Below are 16487 nucleotides of genomic sequence, written 5' to 3' on the forward strand. Positions count from 1 at the left end.
CTGCTCGGCCCCGCTCGGTTCCGCTCGGCCCCGCTCGGTTCCGCTCGGTTCCTTTCGGCGTCACGACGCCTGTGGCCTTCTCCGGGGCGGACGGCCTGGATCTACGCTTCCGGCATGGTGGAGCGGAGATGGCGGAGACAGCTGCGTGGGTCGCGGGCGGGGCACGTGCCGGTCATGACTCCGGAGGAGGCGGTCCGGTGGAACGCCGTCAAGCGGTACGTCCAGCCGCGCGCCGACCGGCGGAGCATCGGCCGGTACGGGGAACTGCTCAGCGGCCGGTTCCTGCGGTTCGAGGGGGCCACCCGGAGGCGGTTCCTGCACCCTCTGCTCGCCGACGCCTCGTCGATCACGGACGCCGACCTGGAGGCCCTGCTGTTCGAGGGCTGGCGGCCCCGCCTCACCGCCGCGTGGCTGATCGGCATAGCCCGGCGGACCTCCTTCCGGGCCCGCCTCGGTGAACTGCTGCTGGCCAGCGAGACGGTGTACGCGGGCCTGGGCTACTGCTTCGCGCTGGCCCGTTTCTCCACCCTCGAGGACGCGGAGATCCTCGCCGCCTACCTGGATCGCTATCTGCCCCGCACCGACCTCCGCTACGACCAGCCCCTGGCCATGGGGGCCCTCCTGTACGTCGACAGCCGTCTGGGTACGGCCCACGCGGCGCCCTTCACCGCGCCCGGCGGCCCCTATCAGCGCTGGGTGGAGGTCGTCGTCCACGAGTCGGACCGCCCCGCGTACGCCCCCGACCAGCAGCTCGCCGCCATGACCCGACTCTGCGACTTCGCCGACGGCTGGACCACGCCCGACTGAGGGACGGGTGGACCGCGCCCGGCTGAGGTGATGGCTGGACCGCGCCCGGCTGAGGGGACGGCGGCAGCGGACTCCGGCGGAGAGGCGCGGGCGGACGCGGGGCGGCGGTCGCGGATCTGGTGGAGCGGCGCGGGCAGACCCGGGGCAGCGGTCGCGGGTCTGGTGGGGGCGTTGTTCACCGGCTAGGGTCCGCCCATGATCCCTGGGGAAGCGCCGGCTGCCGACGCGACGGTCGTGCGGTACGGCCTGCGGCGGTTGCTGTGGAGCCTGTTGTTCGTGCCGGTGACACTCGTCTCCGGTGGGCTCGGCGTGGTTGAGGCGGTGTACGGCCGCGACAGGGACGGCCTGTTCGCCGTTTGGGGCCCCGTGTTGTTCATCATGATGGCGCTGCTGTTCGCTGTTCCGGTCGTCTCCACCTGGCGGGCCCGCCACTGGGTGATGGCCTTCGACGCGACGGGCTTCTGGTGGATCCGGGGCAAGGAGATCGCCATGATCCCCTGGGACGCGCTCGCCGGAGTGGGCATCTACTGGACGTCCCAGCTCTTCACCGTCGAACTGTGTCCCCGGGGCGAGATCGACCGCGACGACCCGCTGCTGTGGCAGTTCGTCCGTGACACGGAACCGCTCCGGCCCGGACTTCCCCGTCTGCGTTACCGCATCCGCCTCCCCAATGCCCCCACGCCCTACGAGCAGGCCCTGCGCCGGTGGGCGCCCGAGCTGTGGTTCGGCGTGGTGGCACAGCCGCCGGCGTACGCGGGGCTGCCCGACCGGGCGGGACACCGGGAGCGCACGGCGAGGCGGGGAGAGGGCTGACCGTCGGCGTCACTCGTGCTCGTCCGCCGTGAGAACGAGCGACAACTCCGGGGCCCGGAGCGGGAGTCACGCTCCAGACCCCGGAGCGGACGGCGGTGTCAGGCCCGCAGCGGGTTGGAGCGGACCGCCGCCATCAGGTACCAGGCCGTGGCGCCCGTGTGCCGGTACGGGTAGTAGCCGAAGCCGAAGCCCGTGTCGAGGGGGCTGCTGGCCGAGACGACACCGGAGCGGTCGGGGAGGGCACGGCCGCCGACGGTCTGGGCGGTGCCGAGGAGGTCCTGGGCGCGTTCGAGAGAGGCGAGGAGGCGCCGGGCGCGCTTCTCGTCGCCGCGCGCGCCCCGGTCGCGCAGGGCGAGCGCGAGGTGAGCGGTGCCCTCGAACCAGACCCCGTTGCGGTTGGGCCGGGGCTGGAACTCGGCGATGGGCGCGTCCTCGTTCGCGAGGAGACTGGCCGAGCTGAAGGTCACGCCCTCGTACGACTGCCCGGCGGGGACCGTGCTGTTGCGGCGCTCGGCGTAATCCTCGACGGCGAGTTCCCGCGCCGCCCAGTCGAGGGAGCGCGCGTACCGGTCGGAGTCGAGGGCGAGGTGCGTCCAGGTCTGGGTGTCCTCGGGGATCGGTGACTTGTTGACGGTGACGCCGTCGTTGGTGCCGGTGTAGAAGAAGCCGCCGGCCGTGCCCCGGCCCGGCTCCCACATGCCCTTCACGAAGGCCTCGGCCCGGGCGCGACGCTGCCACCACACCCGGTCGCCGGTGAGCCGGGCGAGCCGTCCGAACAGACAGATCAGGTCGGTGTTGTGCTCGGTGGAGGTGAACGGCAGTTTCTCGTTCGCCCCGTTCACGCCGAACTTGTAGCCGCCGAGGGGCTCGTCGGTACGGCCGGTCCGCTCGATCCACTCCCCGATCCGCACGGCGGCGGCGAGGAACCGCCGGGCCCCGGTCCGCCGGGCCAGCGCGCTCAGCGCGATCCCCGCCCAGGCCATGTCCCCCACGGCCGTCCCGGTGAAGCCGAACTGGGTGCCGACGTTGGCCGTGCCGTCCGCCCGGACGAACCCGTCCGGTTGCGGTACGCCGTCGTAGTAGACGTACGGCCCGACGTTGTACGCCTGGCGCAGTCGGCCGTCGTCGTACGCCGGGTCGTGCTCCTGGGCGTAGATCAGCGCGTCCCCGAGCGCCACCGCCCTGGCCCGTCCGTCCTCGGTGCGCACGGCGAGGTGGGCGAGGATCGCGAGGGCGTTGTCGTAGGTGAAGGCCGTGCTGAACAGGCCCGCCTGGTCGGTGTAGCTCTGGGTCAGCCGGAGGTCGCCATGGTCGGGGTAGGCGTCCATGGCGGCGGCCAGGAAGGCGTGGCCACGGCGCGGAGCCGAGGCGCCGGAGGCCGCCGGTGCGGCGTGGGCCGCGCCCGCGCCCGGGCCGACGACGGTGAGCGCCGCCGCCGCGCCGAGTCCGGTGCCGAGGAGCCTGCGGCGGCTGAACGCCTGGGCTCGGCCGCCGTTGCCGATGCCGGTACGGCCGGTGCTTCCGGTGCTTCCGGTGCTTCCGGTCATGGGTCTCCTTGCAGGTGTGGGGTTCGGTGCGGGGTGAGGCACGCTCCGTACCGCGTCCTGAGAGCGCTCTCAGACGGATGGGGGCTCATTCTGCTGGTGCGCGCGACGCGGGTCAACGCCCTTGCCAGGCACGCGATTTCCCCTCCGTCCGGCAGCAGAAACCTGGCGTCCCACGCACCTTGTGGGTGCGCGGGACGCCTCGCGGGATCCGGGGGCCGGGGTACGCGGACTCCGCCACGCGCACCCCGGCCCCCGGATCCCCGGAACCGTGAGATCGGTCCTCCACGACACCCACCTCACGGTCGTTCAGCGGCTTCGCCGACCGGACGACGGGCGCCGACACCACTGTTCGATCCACCACTGTTCGTTCCGGTCGGACAGGGCGGGGACAGGGGAGAGCCAGGCAGGGTAAGAGCGCGTACAACATTGGGTACGCACCCGCCCCCACCCAGAGACAAGTCCGCCTTGTCCGCCTTTGCGTTCCGTCGCCGCCTACTCCGTACGGAGCGCCCTGGCCGTACCCGCCCCCGCCGCCCACCCCGCCGGCAGCAGCGCGCCCGCCACCGCGATGACCAGCCCGCCCAGCGCGAGGCAGGCGAGCACGGGCGCGTCGTACACGGCGAGGACGGTGTCCGGCAGGGTCATGCCGACGGCGTCGCCCATGAACGGCGTGACGACCCCGTGCAGGACGATCCCGGCGGGGACCGCGACCAGCCCCGCGAGCAGGCCGACCCCGGCGACGGAGACGACGACCATGGCGACGGTCTGGCGGGGTGTCATCCCGAGCGCCTTGAGGACTCCGAGGTCGCGGACCCGTTCGCGGGTGTCGAGGACGACCGTGTGGAGGACTCCGAGTCCGGCGACCACGACGAGCATGAGCGTGAGCATCCCGATCAGCGCGTCCATGGCCACGATCACACTGGAGGAGTTGCCGCCGTCCGCGTGGGCGAACCCGGCGAGGCCCGCGCCGTCGAGCGCGCGGTTCAGCGCGTCCAGGTACTGCGCCGGATCGGTTCCCGACGCCGTCCGCACATGGAACCGGCCGGGCAACGCCTCTTCCCCGAGCCCGAGTTCGGTGAGGGTGGCGGTCGAGGTGAGGAGGGTCATGCCCCCGTCCTGGGTGAAGAAGGCCTCGCCGACGATCCGTACGGTGGTCCGCCGGCCCTTCTCGTCGAGCGTCACCGTGTCCCCGACCCCGATCCCGGCGGCCGTCAGGAAGCGCCCGGTCACCACCGCCTGGCCGGGCCCGTCGAGCCAGTGCCCCGAGACCATGTCGGGCGCGCCCCACGCCGAGTCGCCCTCGTAGGCGACCACGGTCGTCGCCCCGGTGACCCCGGAGACGGCGACCTGGGCCTGGGCGGTGCCGTAGAAGCGTCGGGTGCCCTGCTGGGCGCGGAGCACGGTGGCGACCGCCGCCGGATCGGCCTTCTCCCGCTCGCCGTCCGGCCCGCCCGGGCTCCCCGCCCCTTCCACCGGCACGACCTGGGCGCCGGGCGGCCCCTGACCGCCGCCCGCCTCCACGACGACCGAGCCGGCCGAGTCGAGTATGCGGCCCTCCTGGACCTTGCCCAGCGTCAGCGCGAGGCCGACCGCGAAGGTGACGGACAGGGCGCCGAAGACGACCGCCGCGGCCACCGTCGCCGACCGGGCGGGCCGGGCGAAGGGATGCGCCAGGCCGAGCCGGATCGCCGGCGGCAGCAGCGACAGCGGTCGGGCTCCGAACGACCGTGCCGCCCGCCTGCGCTCGGATCCAGCGCGTCCAGCGCGTCCAGCGCGGGCCACCCGTCTGCGCTCCGGCCCACCGCGCCCGGCCCCTCCGGAACCTCCCCCCACCGCGATCGCCTCCACCGTCCGCAGGCGTCCGGCGCGCAGAGCGGGGACCACGGCGGCGACCGCGACCAGCAGGAGCGCGGCGCCGGGCACCGTGACGTCCACCCAGACCGGGAGCCCTCCGGCCGGGGCGCCGAACGCCTCCCCCACCTCGTTCAGCACCGGCAGGGCCAGCACATTGCCGAGCACCACCCCGAGGGCACAGCCGAGCGCCGCCGGGACCAAGGCCTGGGCCACATACGCCCGTACGACCTGCGCGGGCGTGAACCCGAGCGCCTTGAGCACACCGATCCGCCGGGTGGCCGCCCCCACGGCCCCACCGACCACGATCCCGATCACCAGCACCGACAGACACAGCCCGAGCACCCCGAACGCCGCCAGGAACGGCACGAACGCCATCGCGTTCGCCGTCTCGTCCTGCCGCACGGTCAGATACGACCGCGCCCCGCTCATCGCCCCCTCCGGTACCGCCGCGACGATCGCGGCGCGCGCGGCGGCCAGGTCGGCCTCGGTCGTTGCCTGCCGGAAGCGGTAGAGCATCTCGTACGCGGTCGAACCGGCCCCGGCGTCCGACGAGTTGCCGCTTTCGGCCGCGCCTCCGACGCTTCCGGCGCCTCCCGCGTCGCGGGTCTCCCCAGCCAGCGTCTCGGCCTGGGCGGGCGTCACCCAGGCCTCGCCCGTGCCCGTCACCGAGCGGGCGATGCCGGTCACGGTCAGCGTGGGCCCGCCCGGCGCCTCGGGGACGGCCAGTCGGTCGCCCGGCCGGAAGGGCCCGGCGCCTGCGGCCACGACGATCTGGCCCGGCCGGGTGGCCCACTCGCCCTCGACCAGGTCGATCACGTCGACGGGTCCGCCCGCGTCCTTCCGGCCGACGACGGTGATCGGCGGCAGGTCGACCCCGGCCGGCAGGAAGTCGGACCCTGTGACGGTGCGAGGCCGTACCGAGACGATCGGGAAGGGCCCGGCCGCGGCGGTCACGCCGGGGGCGTCGGCGGTCGCCACGAGCCGTGCCGCCGTCACCTTGGTCCCGTCGAACTGCCCCGTCAGATGCGCGCCGCGCTGCTCCGCGAAGGCCCGATCGAAGGGCGCGCGTGCGGCGACGAGCAGCCCGACCGCGAGAACGGACGCCGTCACGGCCATCAGCGTCGTCAGCACCATCACGACGGTCCGCACCCGCCGACGTCCCACGCCGGCCCGCACCACCCGCCCGAGCGCACTCACCGGTCCACCGCCGCGATGCCCGAGCCGCCGACGTTCTGGCTGCCGCCGAAGTTCTGGCTACCAGCGATGTTCTCGCTGCCGCCGGGGTCGTTACGCGGGTTCTCCCGCACATCGGGGTGGCGGTCGCCCCGCCGGTCGTCGTGCGGCGCGTCGCGCACGATCCGGCCGTCGACGAGTTCGACCGTCCGGTGCGCGCAGGCCCGGGCGAGGCGCGGGTCGTGGGTGACGAGGACGATCGTCTGGCCGTCCGCGTTGAGGTCGGTGAGGAGCGCGCGGACGTCGTCGCCGGAGGCGGAGTCGAGCGCGCCGGTGGGTTCGTCGGCCAGCAGGAGGGCCGGTCGGTTCATCAACGCGCGGGCCACGGCGACCCGTTGCCGTTCGCCCCCGGACAACCGGCCGGGGTACGCGTGGGTGTGCCGGTCGATACGGAGGTACTCCAGCAGGCCCGCCGCCCGTCGGCGCGCCTCGGCCCTGCCCAGGCCGGCCAACTGAGCGGGCAGCAGCACGTTGTCGACGACGGTCAGGTCGTCCAGCAGATTGAAGAACTGGAAGACCATGCCGACCTTGGCCCGCCGGTACCGCGCCGACCCGGCCTCGCCCAGCCGGTCCACCCGTACGCCGTCGACCGTGACGCTCCCCGAACTCGGCCGGTCCAGCCCCGCGATCAGGTTGAGCAACGTCGACTTGCCGCTCCCCGACGGGCCGATGACGCTCACCGCCTCCCCGGCCCGCACGCGCAGCGAGACCCCGTCGAGCGCGGGCGGCCCCTCGCCGCCGTACGCCCTGCGCACGTCACGGATGTCGATGACGGGCGTGCCGGGGGCGCCGGTGCTCGTGGGCGGGGGTGAAGGCGGCGGGGGCGGGGGCATGGTCACGGGGCCTCCTCGGGAGGGTGGTCGGTGTGTGGCCCCGACGCTAGGGACGGCCCCGCGCCCGGTCGTCCCCCACGACGGCGAACCCCTCTGCCGTAGCGGACGGACCCCGCGCGTACGTCATCCCCGGGATGTACGCGGACGATGTACCGTCCGTCCCCACCACGACGGATGTGACGCCCGCGCCCGCTTGCCACACTGATCGCATGGGCGGTGGGGAGACGGGAAGAGACGGGCCGGGGGCGCGAACGGGACTGGTGCGGCGGTGGTGGGACGGTCTGCCCTCCCTGCTCCGTGCCACGCCCCCGCCGCCCCGCCCGTCCCGCTGGGCCTGGGTCGCCGACGCGTGCCTCGCCTTCTTCCTCGCCGCCTGCACGGTGGTGGCCACGACGGCACAGGACCTGGGCGCGGGCCCGAGGTTGCCGGGCAGGGTGCTGACGCCGGGGCCGGGGACGGGGACGTCGGCAGGGCCGGTGCCGCCCGAGGTCCCGCCCCTGCCGACGCCCCCGTACCTGACGCAGGACCTGGGTGCGCCCCACGCCTGGCAGTTGCTCCTCGCCGCCCTGACCGCGCTGCCGCTGCTGGTCCGGCGCCGCTATCCGCTGACCACGTTCTGGGCGGTGATCGTCACGACGATGGTCTTCAACCAGCGGTCAGGGGCGGCCGAAGCGACGGGGTACACGTTCCTGACCTGTGTGGTCGCCGCGCACAGTGCGGCCGTCCACAGCCCGTACCGGCTGCGCGCGCTCGGCAGTCTGGTGGCGGGCGCCGCCCTGGTCGCGGTGTTCGCCGAGGACAACTTCCCGTACGTCACGCCGGGTGTGATCCCGTTCCTCGTACTGCTCGGCGTGGGGCTCGGCGCCAACGCGATCCATACCTGGAAACAGCGCGTGCACGCTCTGCAGAAACAACAGGAGGCGGCTACGCGTCTGGCCGTCGAGCATGAACGGGCCCGTATCGCACGGGAGTTGCATGACGTCGTCACCCACAATGTGAGCGTGATGGTGATCCAGGCGGGCGCGGCCCGCAAGGTGATGGACGTCGCCCCCGACCGTGCCCGCGAGGCCCTGCTCGCCGTCGAGTCGGGCGGCCGTACGGCGATGACCGAACTGCGCCATGTGATGGGCCTGTTGACGATGTCCGACGAGGACCGGCCGCTTACGACCGCCGAGACGGGCCGGACCGACACGTGGAGAATCCCGAGCGACTCGGACTCCGGCAGGGGAACGGGCTGGGGCGGGGGCATGGGCTGGGGCTCCGGCACGGGCACGGGCTCGGGCACCGGTACGGGTACTGGTACAGGCTCTGGCTCGGGCTCCGCTTTCGGGGCGGGATCCGCTTCCGGGACGGGACCTGGCTTCGGGGCTGGATCCGCTTCCGGGACGGGACGTGGCTTCGGGGCGGGATCCGGCTCCGGCCTCGCCCGGGGCCCCGGCGGCTCTGGACCCGGCTCCTGGGAAGGGCCCGCCGTCGACACCGAGTTGGCTCCGCAACCGGGGCTCGGGCAGCTCCCGGCGCTCGCCTCGCGCGTCCGTGCCTCCGGGGTCCCCGTGGAGCTGATCGTCACCGGCACCCCGGCCCCGCTGCCGCCGGGCGCCGACCTGGCCGCGTACCGCGTCGTCCAGGAGGCCCTGACGAACACGGTCAAGCACGCCGCGGGCGCCCAGGTGCGGATCACCGTCGACCACACGCCCACCGCCCTCCGCCTGGAGGTCACGGACACCGGCGGTACCCCCACCCCCGCGGCCGCCTCCGGCACGGGCCGCGGCCACCTGGGCCTGCGGGAACGCCTCGCCGTCCACGGCGGCACCCTCCACACGGCCCCCCGCCCGACCGGCGGTTACCGCGTCCAGGCGGTCATCCCGCTCACTCCGCCCAGCCCACCAGGGGAAGAGACACCCCGAAGCACCCCACCCGCAGTAGCCCCACCCGCAGTCGCACCACCCCTCCCCTCTCCCCCCGCCGGTACCCGACCCCCCGAGGAGCGCCCGTGACGGCCGGGCACCCCCCTGCCACGCCCCCGGCGGAGCCCGACCCGCCCCGCGTGGTGATCGCCGACGACCAGGCCCTGGTCCGCACCGGCTTCGGCATGATCCTCTCCGCCGACGGGATCGACGTGGTCGCCGAGGCGGCCGACGGGGAGCAGGCCGTCGAGGCGGTCCACCGCACCCGCCCCGACCTCGTCCTGATGGACATCCGCATGCCCGGCACGGACGGCTTGGAGGCGACCCGGCGCATCCTCTCCGGCACGGTCCCCGAGCCGCCCCGCGTCCTGATGCTCACCACCTTCGACCTGGACCGTTACGTCTACGCCGCCCTCACCGCCGGCGCCAGCGGCTTCCTCCTCAAGGACGTGACGCCCGAGCACCTGGTCGCCGCCGTCCGCCTGGCCCGCACCGGCGACGCGCTCCTCTCCCCCGCCATCACCCGCCGTCTGATCGAACGCTTCGTCTCCCCGACCCCCGAGACCCCCGCCCTCCACCGCGACCTCGCCCCCCTCACCCCCCGCGAACTCCAGGTCCTCCGGTCCCTCGCCACCGGCCTCAGCAACACCGAACTGGCCGCGCACTTCCGCCTCAGCGAGGCCACCGTCAAGACCCATGTCGCCCGCATCCTCGCCAAACTCCGCCTCCGCGACCGCGCCCAGGCCGTGGTGGTGGCGTACGAGACCGGCCTGATCGTGCCGGGCGCGGCACCCGGGACGCCGCCCGAGGAGTAGCCCCGACCCCGCCTCCTCCTCCCCGACTACCACTCCACCGAGACGTGTCCCGACAGCGCCCGGAGGAAGTCGGCCGCGTCGAACGCCGCCCCGGCGGAGCGCACCCCGGCCCCCTTCACTCGCCCCTCGATCACCCGCCGGACCGCCTCCACCGCGAGCGGCGCGCTGACGGCGTAGATGTCCTGCCCGCGCGCCGTGGCCCGCCGTTCCACGCCCCCGGAACGGACGACGACGTCGACGACGAAGGTCTGCGCGGACCGGCCCTGCTCGTCGACGGCGGCCGGCGCGGGCGTGTCCGGCGCGGCCAGTTCGCTCGCGGCCTCGACCGTCATGTACGTACGCACCTCGGGGACGGCCAGATGGCTCGGCACGGTGACGATGTCGGCCATGCTGAACTCCCCGATCACGGCCCGGGTCCCCATCGGCTCGGGGAAGTCCCACTTCGTGGCCGGTGCCGCGTCGTCCCGGTACTCCAACTGCCCGTCTGCGTACCGGACCCGTTGCCCGCCCCTGCGCCGCCGCGAGACCGCGCCCGCGTCCCGGGTCCCCGCCGTGGGGTGCCAGCCGCTCAGCCCGTACGCGATGTGCGCCTCGTCCGCCGCCGCCCAGCCGGCCGAGTCGGTCGCGGCGGTGACCAGCAGGTCGCCGAGTCCGCCGAAGAAGGCCATGGCGGGCACCACGACGACCCCCGCCGCCCGCGCCCTCTCCCCGAACTCCGCGAACGTGTCGAGGTTGGCCTCGATCTCGGCCGCCACGTCCACATACGGGATCCCGGCGCGCAACGCCGCCTCGATCACCGGCGCGGCCGTCTCCGCGAAGGGCCCGGCGCAGTTCACCACGGCGTCCGCCCCGACGAACGCCCGGTCCAGCGAGGCCGGTTCGTCGACGGAGGCGACCCGCACCGACCACTCCGGCCCCGGCCCTGACCCCGGCCCTGCCCCTGCCCCTGCCCCAGGCGCGGGTTGCCCTTCCGCGAGCGCCCGCAGCTTCTCCTCGTTCCGTCCGACCAGCAGCGGCACGAACCCCCGCGCCCGCAACTCCGCCACCACGAACCGCCCGGTGTGCCCGGTCGCCCCGAACACCGCGACCGTACGCCCTGCCCCCATCAGCACTCCCACCCTCACCGACGCCACCCGACGCCACCGTCATTCGACACGGCTGTCACCCGACGCGACCGTCACCGTCGACAGGGCGTCGACCGCCCCGTCTCGCGACCATCCTTCCGAGCGCGGCCGCCCACCACGAGTGTCCGGAACGACGAGCCCCGTACACTTTCCGACATGCCCGCACCGGACCGGAACACCATCGCGCTGGCCGTCACCGACGGCGTGCTGCACTTCGAACTGGCCCTGGCCCACGAGGTGTTCGGCTCCGACCTCTCACACCTGGTGACCCCCTGGTACGAGTTCGCCCTCTGCGGTCCGGGTCCCGTCTCCGTGGGCCGCTTCCGCCTGGAGCCCGACCACGGCCTGGACCGGCTCCCGCACGCCGGCACGGTGATCGTCCCCGGCTGGGCCGACGTGGACGTGGCCCCGCCCACCGCCCTGGTCGACGCGGTCCGCGCGGCGCACGAGGCGGGCGCGCGGATCGCCTCCCTGTGCACCGGCGCGTTCGTACTGGCCGCCGCGGGCCTGCTGGACGGCCGCCGGGCGACCACGCACTGGGCACACACGGACATCCTGGCCGCCCGTTTCCCGGAGGTGGAGGTCGACCCGGACGTCCTCTACGTCGACAACGGCAGCGTGCTCACCTCGGCGGGCAAGGCCGCCGCGATGGACCTCTGTCTGCACCTGGTCCGCCTCGACCACGGCTCGGCGGCCGCCAACGCGGTGGCCCGCCGACTGGTCGTACCCCCACACCGCTCGGGCGGCCAGGCCCAGTTCGTCCCCGCCCCGGTCCCCACCCGGAGCGACCACCCACTGACCGACCTGTTCCCCTGGGCCCTGGCGCGCCTCGACCGGCCCCTGAGCGTCGAGGACCTGGCCCGCCGCGCGAGCATGAGCTCCCGCACCCTGACCCGGCACTTCCACGCGGCCACCGGCACCACCCCCCTCCAGTGGCTCCTCACCCAACGCATCCGCCGCGCCCAGGAACTCCTGGAGACCACCTCCGACAGCGTCGACGTCATCGCCGCCACCACGGGCATGGGGACCGCCACCACCCTGCGCCGCCACTTCAACCGCACGCTCGGCGTCCCCCCGGACGCCTACCGCCGCACGTTCCACGCCTCCCAGCCCGACACCCACTGACTGCTGGCTGTTGACAGTTGACCGCTGACTGCTGACTGCTGACTGCTGACTGCTACGTACTGCACACCGTCTTCAACGGCACCCGCCGATCGGTTTGTGTCCCCGCCACGTCCTGTACGTCGGCCAGCAGCCCCGGCACGTCGAGGTCCTCACCGGCGGCGGCGCGGGCGATCGTCAGGAGGACAGCCTCGTAGAAGGCGTCGCGGACGGCGGGGGGCATGACATCGGAGGCGTCGAGGCAGCGGGGGCCGGGGCCGGTGAGGCGTCGGGCGATCTGCTCCTCGACGGGGCCTCGCTCCGCCCGCACCCGCCGGTTCGCCGAGAAGACGTCCGCGGCCTCGGCCCACTTCCGCTGGCCCTCCCGCGAGGCCAGCCGCTCGATCAGGTCCCCGGCCCGGGGGCGGTCGCTGAACAGTGCGGCGAAGTCACCGGTCACCTCGTGGGCCCGGACCTCGTAGCCGCCGCCCGGCAGCAGAGGCGCGGAGTCCATCAGACCCGCGCGCCGCCCCTTGTCACCGTAGAAGGAGCGGGCGAAGGAGCCCTGATGCTCCAGGGCGCACCCTTCCTCTCCCTCGAACAGCAATCCGTACGCGCCGGGGGGCCCGCGGTGGTCGGTGCGCAGGGCATGCCCGGCCGCCGCCTGGTCCTGCTGGAGCAGACCGGCCCACGCCTCCCACGCCTCGCGCACCTGTTTCCCGGTCCAGGGCACCGCGGCGTCGCCCAGCGCCCACTTGCCGTAGACCTCCGGGCCCTCCCGTTGCAGCACGAGGTCCTCGATCCAGTCGCTGCCGGGCCAGCCGGACGCTCCGTCGTCGCCCATGCCGATGCACCAACGCGGCAGCGGTGCGGGGGAGTTCGCGGGGCGCTCGCCCTCGCGGTACCAGACGATGCTCTTCAGGTCGGCCTTGACCGGCACCCAGTACGCGTCCTCCCGGGATGTGCTCACCGGATTCCAGGGGGCGCCGTACTCCTCCACGGCGTAGAGGTCGTTCAGCGGCTTCAGGAGGTCCTGGTCGGCGTACTCGGCGAGTTCGCCGACGCCCGGCATGATCGCGATGTCCGGGGGTTCCCCCGACTGCACCTTCGACAGCAGCACCTCACGCTGGGCGGCGGTGCCCTGGTACTCGAAGGGGATGCCGAAGCTCCGCAGCACCTCCTCGAACTGCTCGCCCTGCTTGTCGGTCCACGGCCCGAGGATGGTCACCGGCTCGTCGTCCCGCTCCGACCAGACCGCCACCATGCCGCCGGCGCAGACCAGCAGCAGCGCCGCGAGCAGCACCAGCACCTTGAACCGCCGGGTCACCGCCGCCTCCAGTAGTCGCTGTCGAGCCGGAGACCGAGGCCGAGCACGGGCAGCACGACGATCAGCAGACCGCCGGTCAGGGTGCCCTGGTAGACCCGGACGGTCCAGGTGTCGTCAGCGAGGACACTCCGCACGTCCTCGGACTTCGACGTGACGGTCCGCTGCGCGCGCTCCAGGTCCCTGCCGCAGCAGGCATCCCTGGAGACCTGGGTGATTCTCCCCAGATCCCCGACCACGCTGTCGAGGTCGTCCTGGGCGGACCGCATGGTGAGCAGCGGGACGACGGCGAGCAGCACGGTGAGGGCGAAGGCCGCGAGCAGATACGGGTTCCAGTCCCGGCCGCAGCGGTCGCGCAGCACGAACAGGGCGGAGAGGAGGGTCAACGCCAGTGCCGTCAGGGCGAGTTCGGCGATCCACCAGCCGCCGCGCTGCAGCCACCCCTCGGTGACGGTGGCCTCGGCGTGCTTCATCTGGACCTGCTGCATGTCGTCCAGACGGGGTACGAGTCCCACGCCCCGGCGGGTGAGCAGCGAGCGGGCCTCGGTGAGCTTCTGGTGCCGCATGAGCGGCTGGTCCCGGTACATGACCGTGCCGAGGGTGAGGGAGTTGCTGTAGGTGGCGAGCAGCCCGTTGACGGTGCCGAGGTCCTGGTCCGTGCGGTCCGCGATCCTGGACAGCCCCTGGTCGGCGGCGGCGAGCTGGGCCCGGTAGGTCTCGCCCCGGCCCGCCACCTCGACGAACTTCCTCTCACCCAGCGCGCGGGCCTCGCGGTCGGCGCGCAGCACCGCGAGCCGGGTGGCGGCGAGCCCCTGCACGGCCGGCGCCTCCTCGCCGGCGACGGCGCCGGCACCGCTCTGGATCTGCCGGCAGGACAGGAACAGCGCGCCGGCCGCCACGAGCGCGCACACCGCCAGCACCACCAGATGCACCTCCAGCAACCGCCGCGTCCGCCACCGCGCGAGCCGGCTCCGCCAGAAACGACCGAGGGAGTACGACGCCCTCCCTCGCCGGGTGGGGTCACGCCGGGTGGGGTCACGCCGGGTGGGGTCACGCCGGGAACGGAAGCCCGCGGCCGGCTCCCGCCGCGCGGCCCCGGCCCTACCGAAGAACACGCTCCCGCCCCGACGTACGGCAGCGGCGGCGCCCTCCGACGAAGCCGACGCCGGACGCCCACCCGGGACCCCGGCGGACGGGAGTCGGCTCCCACCACCTCCGCCCACACCCCGCCCCCGCCGGTCCGCTGCGAGCAACCACCCACCCCACGAAGCCCCACCCGAACGCCCACCACGAAGGGCCCACGCAGAACGCCCGCCCCCGACGCCCCACGCCGAACGCCCGCCACCAAAGGCCCACACGGAGCGCCCACCACCAACGGCCCACTCCGAGCGCCCGCTCCCCGAAGCCCCCGGGCCTCCGGCCCCCGCCCCTCCGGCCCTCGCCCCTGCGGCCCCCGCCCCTGCGGCCCCCGCCCTTCCCGCCCTCACAGCAGTTTCTCCCCGCAGGCCATGCAGTAGCGGGCCTCGTTCGCGGCCGGGGTGGCGCAGCGGGCGCAGCGCGCGCCCGGCTGGGGGGCGGCCGGGTCGGGCAGGGACACGGGCCGGGATCCGGCGCGCAGGATCATCGGGCCGAGCGTGGAGTCGTCGACGGCCTCGGCCGGTCGCAGCCGGACCCGCCCCGCCGAGGCGTCCTCGATGTCGGCGACGGCGCTGATCTCGTCCAGCACCCAGTCCGTACCGAACCGCGCCGCCAGCCGCGCCGCCCGCCCCAGGTGCCCCTCGGCGGCTTCCCGGCGCCCCTCCTTGAACGCGACGAGCCCCCGGCGCAACGCGTCCCGCATCACGGTGGTCGACTTCTGGTCCCGCACGCTGCCACCCTTGGCCGGGGCGTCGGGCGGCGGCTGCTCGGGCCGGTGCCAGCGCGCCGTGACGGACGCGTGGACGTCCCCGACGGAGACCATGGCGAACTGCAGCCACGTCTCCAACGGATCACCGTCCGCGTCGGCGACGAGCGTCAGCAGATAGTCCCGCCCGCCCTGCTCCCACTGGTACGTCGGAAAGCTCCAGCGATGCGGCCGACCAGCTTGCGGCAGCCCTCCGAGCCGGTGCGGCCGGGGCGCCTTCTCCTGCAGCGCGACCTGCCGCACCGTGGGCCGTACGGTCACCTCGATCGGCAACTGCGGGGCGTGCACCCGGCGTAACCGCCGAACGGCGGCGGTGATCGCCCGGCCAAGACCGTCGTCGACGAACTCGGCGGTGCCGTGCAGCCGTTCGGCGAGCGTCAGCAACGGCTCCGGCGCCCAGTCCGCGCCCACGGCGAGCACATCGCAGGTGAAGTGCCCGGCGCAGGCGTCCAGTTCCTCCTCCAGCCGGGTCTCGCCCGGGCCGCTGCTGCCGTCGGTGATCAGCAGCAGATGGCGTACGGAGAGCGGGCGGGCCGCGAGCAGGGCGCGCGCCCGGGCCGCCCAGACGGCGTACCCGGCGGGGCGCGGGCCGTCCCGGTGCAGCGGGATCGCGCCCGCCGCGAAGGCGGCCCGCCACTTCTCGCGCTGGTCGGCGACGGCCCACTCGACGTCACCACGCGGATGGCACGGGACCGGCTCGGGGCCGGCGCCGAGCACGGTGAACGAGATGCCGTCGGGCAGGCCCCGCAGCGCGGCCTGCAAGGCGTGCCGGACGACCGCCCGGAGAGGTTCGGCGACATCGACCGCGACGACCACGGCCAGCTCGATCGCGGGCAGCTCGGCGGGAGCGCCCACGGCGGTCACGTCCACCCGCAGATGCGCCTCGATCTTCGCGCTGCGATGCGGCCGTACGTCGCCGTCGAGGTCGACCCGCACCTGGATCTCCGGCCGCGCCGACCGCGCGTGGCCGCCCGTGTGCCCGCCGTCTCGCGCCTCCGCCCGGTCCCGCGTACGCCCGACCGCGCGCCCGTCCTCCTGCCCGCCCGTACGACGCTCCATACGCCCGCCCCCACGCCCGAAGCCCGTCTCCCCGCTCACGCCCCGACCCATGTGCCCGCTCACGCCCCGGCTCATGTGCCCGCTCACGCGCCCGCTCATTCGTGCGTCACCGTTCCTCCTCCGTTCGTAGCCGTACGGACCACATGGACGCCGCGCACACTGCTCTC

12 protein-coding genes are annotated in these 16487 nt (G+C 74.3%); 5 read left to right on the plus strand and 7 right to left on the minus strand.

The genetic code is table 11. The features are described 5' to 3' along the window. Positions 1–114: 114 nt before the first annotated feature. Complete coding sequence (locus PUR53_RS31555) at positions 115–807, plus strand: DUF6000 family protein (RefSeq protein WP_329910439.1); 693 nt, start codon at positions 115–117, stop codon at positions 805–807. 195 nt (positions 808–1002) lie between these two features. Beyond that, complete coding sequence (locus PUR53_RS31560; RefSeq protein ID WP_329910441.1) at positions 1003–1620, plus strand: hypothetical protein; 618 nt, start codon at positions 1003–1005, stop codon at positions 1618–1620. 98 nt (positions 1621–1718) lie between these two features. Here PUR53_RS31560 and PUR53_RS31565 read toward each other — a convergent pair whose 3' ends face one another. The 3 genes from PUR53_RS31565 to PUR53_RS31575 form a co-directional block, all read right to left on the minus strand. After that, the gene (locus PUR53_RS31565; protein ID WP_329899745.1) at positions 1719–3167 is read right to left on the minus strand and encodes a Tat pathway signal sequence domain protein; all 1449 of its coding nucleotides are present in this window, start codon (positions 3165–3167) and stop codon (positions 1719–1721) included. A 492-nt stretch (positions 3168–3659) separates the two neighbouring features. Further along, positions 3660–6218, minus strand: a complete 2559-nt coding sequence (locus PUR53_RS31570; protein WP_329910443.1) for an ABC transporter permease — start codon at positions 6216–6218, stop codon at positions 3660–3662. Further along, positions 6215–7087 carry an ABC transporter ATP-binding protein gene (locus tag PUR53_RS31575; RefSeq protein ID WP_329910728.1) on the minus strand — a complete coding sequence of 291 codons (873 nt, stop codon included), beginning with the start codon at positions 7085–7087 and terminating at the stop codon, positions 6215–6217. The genes PUR53_RS31570 and PUR53_RS31575 overlap by 4 nt, the downstream gene beginning before the upstream one ends. Before the next feature lie 209 nt (positions 7088–7296). Between PUR53_RS31575 and PUR53_RS31580 the strand changes: the two genes are divergently transcribed. Both PUR53_RS31580 and PUR53_RS31585 read left to right on the plus strand, forming a co-directional pair. Continuing rightward, entirely contained in the window at positions 7297–9084 is a 1788-nt protein-coding gene (locus PUR53_RS31580) for a sensor histidine kinase (protein WP_329910444.1), read from the plus strand. Further along, a complete protein-coding gene (locus PUR53_RS31585; protein ID WP_329910446.1) occupies positions 9081–9809 on the plus strand; it encodes a response regulator transcription factor in 729 nt (242 codons plus the stop codon). Before PUR53_RS31580 ends, PUR53_RS31585 begins: the two co-directional genes overlap by 4 nt. Positions 9810–9835: 26 nt before the next feature. On the opposite strand, the gene PUR53_RS31590 is transcribed toward PUR53_RS31585, so the two are convergent. Continuing rightward, positions 9836–10915 carry a saccharopine dehydrogenase NADP-binding domain-containing protein gene (locus PUR53_RS31590; protein ID WP_329910447.1) on the minus strand — a complete coding sequence of 360 codons (1080 nt, stop codon included), beginning with the start codon at positions 10913–10915 and terminating at the stop codon, positions 9836–9838. Between the two features lie 174 nt (positions 10916–11089). Between PUR53_RS31590 and PUR53_RS31595 the strand changes: the two genes are divergently transcribed. Further along, complete coding sequence (locus tag PUR53_RS31595) at positions 11090–12058, plus strand: helix-turn-helix domain-containing protein (RefSeq protein WP_329910449.1); 969 nt, start codon at positions 11090–11092, stop codon at positions 12056–12058. Between the two features lie 52 nt (positions 12059–12110). Here the strand turns inward: PUR53_RS31595 and PUR53_RS31600 are convergent, their stop codons facing one another. The 3 genes from PUR53_RS31600 to PUR53_RS31610 all read right to left on the minus strand — a co-directional run bounded on the left by PUR53_RS31600 (position 12111) and on the right by PUR53_RS31610 (position 16197). After that, positions 12111–13361, minus strand: a complete 1251-nt coding sequence (locus tag PUR53_RS31600; protein ID WP_329910450.1) for an extracellular solute-binding protein — start codon at positions 13359–13361, stop codon at positions 12111–12113. Next, the gene (locus PUR53_RS31605; RefSeq protein ID WP_329910451.1) at positions 13358–14473 is read right to left on the minus strand and encodes a hypothetical protein; all 1116 of its coding nucleotides are present in this window, start codon (positions 14471–14473) and stop codon (positions 13358–13360) included. Before PUR53_RS31605 ends, PUR53_RS31600 begins: the two co-directional genes overlap by 4 nt. 368 nt (positions 14474–14841) lie before the next feature. Further along, positions 14842–16197, minus strand: coding sequence for a hypothetical protein (locus PUR53_RS31610; protein WP_443078227.1), 1356 nt, complete (start codon positions 16195–16197; stop codon positions 14842–14844). Between the last annotated feature and the right edge of the window lie 290 nt (positions 16198–16487).

Origin of the sequence: Streptomyces sp. SP18BB07 (assembly GCF_036322545.1) — a bacterium.
In the GTDB taxonomy this organism is placed as follows: Bacteria; Actinomycetota; Actinomycetes; order Streptomycetales; family Streptomycetaceae; genus Streptomyces; species Streptomyces deccanensis.

Excerpts from the sequence above, each read along its gene's own strand:
- PUR53_RS31555 (WP_329910439.1), top strand. The coding sequence starts at position 115 with ATGGTGGAGCGGAGATGGCGGAGACAGCTGCGTGGGTCGCGGGCGGGG.
- PUR53_RS31580 (WP_329910444.1), top strand. The coding sequence starts at position 7,297 with ATGGGCGGTGGGGAGACGGGAAGAGACGGGCCGGGGGCGCGAACGGGA.
- PUR53_RS31565 (WP_329899745.1), bottom strand. The coding sequence starts at position 3,167 with ATGACCGGAAGCACCGGAAGCACCGGAAGCACCGGCCGTACCGGCATC.
- PUR53_RS31560 (WP_329910441.1), top strand. The coding sequence starts at position 1,003 with ATGATCCCTGGGGAAGCGCCGGCTGCCGACGCGACGGTCGTGCGGTAC.
- PUR53_RS31595 (WP_329910449.1), top strand. The coding sequence starts at position 11,090 with ATGCCCGCACCGGACCGGAACACCATCGCGCTGGCCGTCACCGACGGC.
- PUR53_RS31590 (WP_329910447.1), bottom strand. The coding sequence starts at position 10,915 with ATGGGGGCAGGGCGTACGGTCGCGGTGTTCGGGGCGACCGGGCACACC.
- PUR53_RS31575 (WP_329910728.1), bottom strand. The coding sequence starts at position 7,087 with ATGCCCCCGCCCCCGCCGCCTTCACCCCCGCCCACGAGCACCGGCGCC.